This is a genomic window from Cupriavidus sp. 05N38, from assembly GCF_056397345.1.
The window spans coordinates 1-5,432 of record NZ_JBFTNF010000145.1 but is presented as its reverse complement, the minus strand read 5'-3'; the positions used below and the strand labels follow the sequence as shown (position 1 = coordinate 5,432).

General features: G+C 62.8%; 5 protein-coding genes and 2 pseudogenes. All 7 read left to right on the top strand.

Annotated elements, in window-relative coordinates; genetic code table 11:
* Nucleotides 1–175, top strand: a pseudogene (locus AC1DK4_RS40485) (NAD(P)-dependent alcohol dehydrogenase); the annotation flags it as partial.
* 84 nt (nucleotides 176–259) lie between these two features.
* A pseudogene (locus AC1DK4_RS40480) lies at nucleotides 260–1,467 on the top strand (DDE-type integrase/transposase/recombinase); the annotation flags it as partial.
* A complete protein-coding gene (locus AC1DK4_RS40475; RefSeq protein WP_441650481.1) occupies nucleotides 1,468–1,866 on the top strand; it encodes an SOS response-associated peptidase family protein in 399 nt (132 codons plus the stop codon).
* Nucleotides 1,867–1,946: 80 nt separating this feature from the next.
* The gene (locus AC1DK4_RS40470; protein WP_441650479.1) at nucleotides 1,947–2,150 is read left to right on the top strand and encodes a DUF2188 domain-containing protein; all 204 of its coding nucleotides are present in this window, start codon (nucleotides 1,947–1,949) and stop codon (nucleotides 2,148–2,150) included.
* A gap of 969 nt (nucleotides 2,151–3,119) precedes the next feature.
* Nucleotides 3,120–3,725 (top strand): ATP-dependent DNA ligase, encoded by a 606-nt coding sequence (locus AC1DK4_RS40465; protein ID WP_441650494.1) that lies wholly within the window; start codon nucleotides 3,120–3,122, stop codon nucleotides 3,723–3,725.
* 260 nt (nucleotides 3,726–3,985) lie between these two features.
* Nucleotides 3,986–4,237 (top strand): hypothetical protein, encoded by a 252-nt coding sequence (locus tag AC1DK4_RS40460; protein ID WP_441650493.1) that lies wholly within the window; start codon nucleotides 3,986–3,988, stop codon nucleotides 4,235–4,237.
* 898 nt (nucleotides 4,238–5,135) lie between these two features.
* Nucleotides 5,136–5,432, top strand: a 297-nt coding sequence (locus AC1DK4_RS40455) for a transposase (RefSeq protein WP_477132257.1), incomplete at its 3' end; no start/stop codon positions are given.

The following is a 5,432-nucleotide window of genomic DNA, read 5'->3' as shown; positions in this document are numbered from 1 at the left end:
GCTGTGTCCCGGTGGCAAGGAACGGATGCGCCGCCTGATGCAGGTCATTCAGAGCGACAGGTTGAATCTCGGGCCGCTCGTCACGCATCGGTTCAAGCTTGATCAGATCGAATCGGCGTACGAGTTGTTCGCCAATCAGCGCGATGGCGTGCTGAAGGTAGCCATCACGCCTTGAACACTGCCRCACGCCGYGGKTGCGGTGCGCGCGGGCTCGCATSGCAACGGTCTCCCTACGGCTCCAGCACATATCTCCCGAGTGCGTCGGCGAGCGCGCCGTGCGCTGCGTCGCACGCGAGGATCCGACCAGTGGAGTGCGACGGCGGCCTTGCTGGTGCTCTCAAAAAAACTCGAGGCGATTTTGCACAAAGGCGAGGACGAATGATCGGCCTCGAAGATCGCCAATTCGTGGCCCAGAACATCCGCGTGGCGCACACCGATGGCGCGCGGTTGCGTCTGGCGTGCGAGACCGCCGGCATCGACCTGCGCACGCTGCAGCGATGGAAGGCTGGCGAAGGTCTCACCTCGGGCGATCGCAGGCCAGACGCAGCGCGTCCGGCACCTGCGCATGCCTTGAGCCCAGCCGAGCGCGCAGCACTGTTGAGCGTAGCCAACGAGGCGCGCTTTGCTGATATGCCGCCAGCGCGCATCGTGCCCATGCTGGCCGACGAAGGTGTGTACATTGCCAGCGAGTCGAGCTTTGCTCGCGTGCTGCGTGAACACGGCCAGACCGAGCACCGCGGTCGAGCCAAGGCCCCCAAGGTCGTCCGGCCGCCGACCACGCACATCGCCACGGCGCCGCGCCAGGTCTGGTGCTGGGATCTGACCTACCTGCCGGCCACCGTGATCGGGCAATGGTTCCACCTGTATCTGATTCTGGACCTCTACAGCAAGATCGTAGGCTGGGAGGTGCACGACAGCGACGACTCGCTGCACGCCCCGCACCTGGTGCGCCGCACGGCGCTGGCCGAGGGCATCGCCACCATGCCCGTCAAGCCAGTGCTGCACGGCGATAACGGTGCCACGCTCAAGGCCACGACCGTGCTGGCCATGCTGTACTGGCTGGGTGTGAAGCCCTCATACTCCCGGCCGCGCGTGAGCGACGACAACGCCTATGCCGAGTCGCTGTTCCGAACCGCCAAGTATCGGCCAGAGTTCCCTGTCAATGGCTTCGTCGATCTGGACGCAGCCCGGGCCTGGGCGACCCACTTCGTGCGTTGGTACAACGTTGACCACCGTCATAGCGGCATCCGCTATGTCAGCCCATCGCAGCGGCACGTCGGCGATGACCGGAAGATTCTCGCGGCTCGGCATGAAGTCTACCTTCAGGCCCGCGAACGCCACCCGGCTCGCTGGTCAGGCAGCACGCGTGACTGGACGCCCGTCGGCGCCGTGACGCTTAACCCTGAGCGGGACTCGGTGGTGGCCATGGCGTCACAGACAAAAGAAATACAGCCGTTGGCTGCATGACTGAGGCGACACCCATTAGCGGGCTGCAGTTTCTTCGAGCCGAACTACGAGGCCGGGCCCAAGTCGGTCCGCTGGAAGATCTGGCTGAAAGACGAGCCCGAGTTTGCGATCGCCGGCCTGTGGTGCGACTGGGTAGACGAAGGCGGCAGCCAGCTGTTCAGCTTCACCATGCTGACCATCAATTCGGACAAGCACCCGCTGATGAACCGCTTCCACGCCCCGGGCAAGGAAAAACGGATGATCGTGATCGTGATCGTGATCGTGCCGCGGCCGGAGTGGGATGACTGGCTGACGTGCCGGGATCCGGAGTGGACACGCAGCTTCATGCAGCCCTACCCGGCCGAGCTCATGGATGCCGAGGCAACGCCACGAGCCCCAAGGGCAGACGTGGACGCATAGTGGCGCCATGTCAGACAACGCCCCATTGTGGATGACGCAAGGCCGGCCAACACTGAAGGAAACCAGTACGGGAGATCTAGATGCCCGGGAATTCAAATTTCCATGTATTGCCGTATGGCGATGGCTGGGCTATTAAACGCGAGGGTTCCATCGGCATCCGTTCGCGCCACGATAGCCAGGCGGATGCGATCACCGCCGGTGTCCAGCTTGCGGCACAAGAGGCCGTCGAGCTGCTTGTACATGACCGTGATGGTCAGATCTGCACCACATCGAGACAGCATTAACTAGCCGCCCCGCGCGGCCCCCTCTTCAGCGGCTCTATCCGGCCGACGGCAAGGCCGCCGAGGCCGCGCCAGTCGCCCGCAACGCGGATCACAGCGCCATCCCAAGAGCCGATGGCGATCCATCAGCCTCAGTATTGTTCTGACACCAGCTCACTGGAAATGGCCCTTGAGTCTTCACTGCTCCTGTCTACCTCCCCCGGTCAGTGGCTTCTTTTTGCCTGCGGCAAGCGGAATCCGAACCGGATCCAATGTAAAGCGATAATGTAAAGTGGTCGGGCCGGAACGGTACCGTACCGACAGGCTGTTGGCGCCCCCTTACAGCTACCGTAGGTTCTTTTCCCCGAAGCTCCGGTGTTGGCATTGCTGGATCCACTGACCTCAGCCGATGACAACGCCATAATGATCCTTGCCAATGGTGGTCGGGTATCAGAAATCTCCAGCGAACACGCCACGTTGGCGGCGCTCCGGGAGTCCCTGGCCCGCGTGCTCTCAAAGGTCAGTGAACTTCTCAAGCCCGGGATTCGAGCACCGTGGAACGTGGATCGCCGAGCGCGAACGACGTCCGGCGTTGCTGAAACAGGAGAGTATCCACAGCCATAGCATCGAGAGGGATGCGCAGACACAAGAAGGGGCTCCACTCCCGTTGCTGTGTCTGCCGCCGGTTACCGGAAGGCCGCAGCTGCCGCCGCCAGCAGGATCTCGTATGCTGCACGCGCGCTACATTCCCATCATTCAAATCCTCAATGCTGACAGGCTGAGGGCAAAAGCTACGCGAACGGGTGCGCCCAGTCTGTAGTGGGCGTACGCAGAACATAGTGTCTGCCGGGGTAAAGAGAGAACCTTCGCCATCCCGCTGCCATAGCGGAACAGGGTAAGCCCATCTCGCTGCCCACTGGGCAGACCGACTGCGAAGAAAAGCTGTTGGCAAGGTGGGTAAAGGAGGTTGGAGAAAGCAAATGTCAGACCGTAATGGTCCGGATACGGGTTGCGACATCACCCGACACGAAAGTGGGCAGACTTCCAACTGGTCTCTCATCACGAGATAAAGCAACGACCCGGGTGACATTCCGGGCTGAGCCATGCCGGCCCAAGCGCCAGCCCCCGCCCTCGCTGACCTCTCGCACATGCTGCTCACCGACCGGCAGGCGATCCCGACCACCGGCGAGTGGCACTGGGAAATCAAGTACGACGGCTACCGGCTGCTGGCCGCCACCCGGCTCGCCGGCGCTGCAGACGCGCGGTGGCGCGGACGCGACGCGCTGGTTCCCGGAGATCGCCGAGGCGCTGGGCAAGCTGCCGCCAGGCAACATCGTGGACGGCGAGGTGGGCGCCCTGAACGACCTTGGCATCAGCGACTTCGACCGGCTGCACCGGCGCGTGGCGCGCCGCGGCTGGCACGAGGGTGCCCACTTGGTGGCGTACTGCATCTTCGATCTGCTCGTGGCCGGCGACCGGGACTTCCGCACGCAGCCGATCGAGAAGCGCAAGGTCGCGCTGCACCGCCTCCTGGGGAAGTCACCGCCGGCCGGCCTACTCTACGTGGCCGCGGTGGATGGTTGGGGAATGGCTCTATGACAACGCCCTCGCGCTCAAGCTGGAKGGCATAGTAGGGAAGCGCGCGGGCAGCGTCTACGCCTGCGGCAAGCGGAACCAGGACTGGATCCGGGTGAAACGGCCGGGCGCGGTGCCGGCCCAGCGGTTCGACCGCGGGTCTTGAAGTGGGGCTCCAACTCCTCACCATGGCAGGCAGCGCTACCGACTAACTCATTTGCCTGATGGACGCACTCCAGTACTTCTGCCACATTGCTTTACCGATTCCCTTAAGGGCACCATCCATGACCGTTGACTGGTTCCTGATTGACGCGCCTCGCGTCGTGCCGGACGAGTTTTCCGCCTGGGAGGTGGCCGAGAGCCAGTGGATAGAGCTGTTCTACCGGCTGCTCGACGCGAAGGCGGGCAGCCACGCAGAACGTGAGCTAGAACACCAGGTAATGGCGGCCAAGCGTGAAGCCGATCGCCTCGAGCAGGTCGCCCGCGCGATTTGGGCGCGCGAGCACTGTCAGGGGCGCATGAGTGGGAGCGCCTAGGAGGCGATCATGCTTGATCCCGGCGAATGGAAAGCGCGCGTGATTGCCCTGCGCGTCACCTTTTGCCCGTCCTGCGAGTCGACCAAGGTGACGCTCGGCGCGTGCGCGGTGGGGGCGATGACAATCCATCAGGAATACGTTTGCGAGAGCTGCCAGTACGCGTTTTCAGGACTTTTACGCTACAGGCTTATTACCCCACCTAGCGCGCCGCCGGCGCCCGAGTCACTATGCTCAACGTTCTTTCAGCCCCCCAGCCGCCTGCCAAGGCCGTCTTCCAGAAGCTATGCGGGGTGGTAGACCAAGCCTGTCAGCAGCACTACGCCCGGTCTGCCGTCCTCGCCGCGCAGGCGCAGGGATTGAGCGGTGGTCGCCTGCCCGATGCAGGGGCGGAGCAGTACGCGTACACCGATGCAGATGGCAACCGAGTTCGTCTCCAACTCCACCCTGTGGACAGGCCCGGAGGGGGCGGCCTCCTTACACAATTGATCCTGACCCTTACCTCCGCCGACGGACTCACTCGCACCCATCTCCGACAATGCGAGGATCAGCCGATGGCATGACGCCCCGGCCCTAGGCGCGCGCCGACACCGAGCGAAGGTGCTCAGCCAAACGGCTAATAGCGACGCTTCGTACGCTCCATTACCTTCCTATCTGCATTACTTTGATGGACGGCCCCGCCGCTGCCACTCCCGCACATCCCGTGTCAAGCAGCGGCGGTCTTTTTGCTCGAGGGAATCACCAACCACTTCATCGACGCTGCGTCCTGACCTCGTGCTTTAGCAGGCTGTTGAATTTGGCCCCCGAGTAAACGGGGATTGGGTGCCAGACGTTATGGATATCGTGTTCATAAACTCGGGTGGCGGATGCGATGCGTGGAATGGATGAGATGCAATAGACGTTGTTCACGACGGTCAAGTTGGAAGACCTCGTCCCCGCTGATCATCCATTGCGGGCAATCCGGCTGCTGGTCAACGACGCACTGAAGGACCTCAACGGGCTGTTTAGCACCATCTATGCCGACAGCGGACGTGCCTCGATTGCCCCAGAGAAGTTGCTGCGTGCACTGCTGTTGCAAGTGTTTTACTCCGTGCGCAGCGAGCGCATGTTGATGGAGCAAATGCGCTACAACATGCTGTTTCGTTGGTTCGTTGGCCTGGCGTACAACATGCTGTTTCGTTGGTTCGTTGGCCTGGCG

What these genes read in the sequence shown, in the direction of transcription:
- AC1DK4_RS40465 (WP_441650494.1), top strand. Translation starts at nt 3,120, where the DNA reads ATGGTCCGGATACGGGTTGCGACATCACCCGACACGAAAGTGGGCAGA.
- AC1DK4_RS40460 (WP_441650493.1), top strand. Translation starts at nt 3,986, where the DNA reads ATGACCGTTGACTGGTTCCTGATTGACGCGCCTCGCGTCGTGCCGGAC.
- AC1DK4_RS40470 (WP_441650479.1), top strand. Translation starts at nt 1,947, where the DNA reads ATGCCCGGGAATTCAAATTTCCATGTATTGCCGTATGGCGATGGCTGG.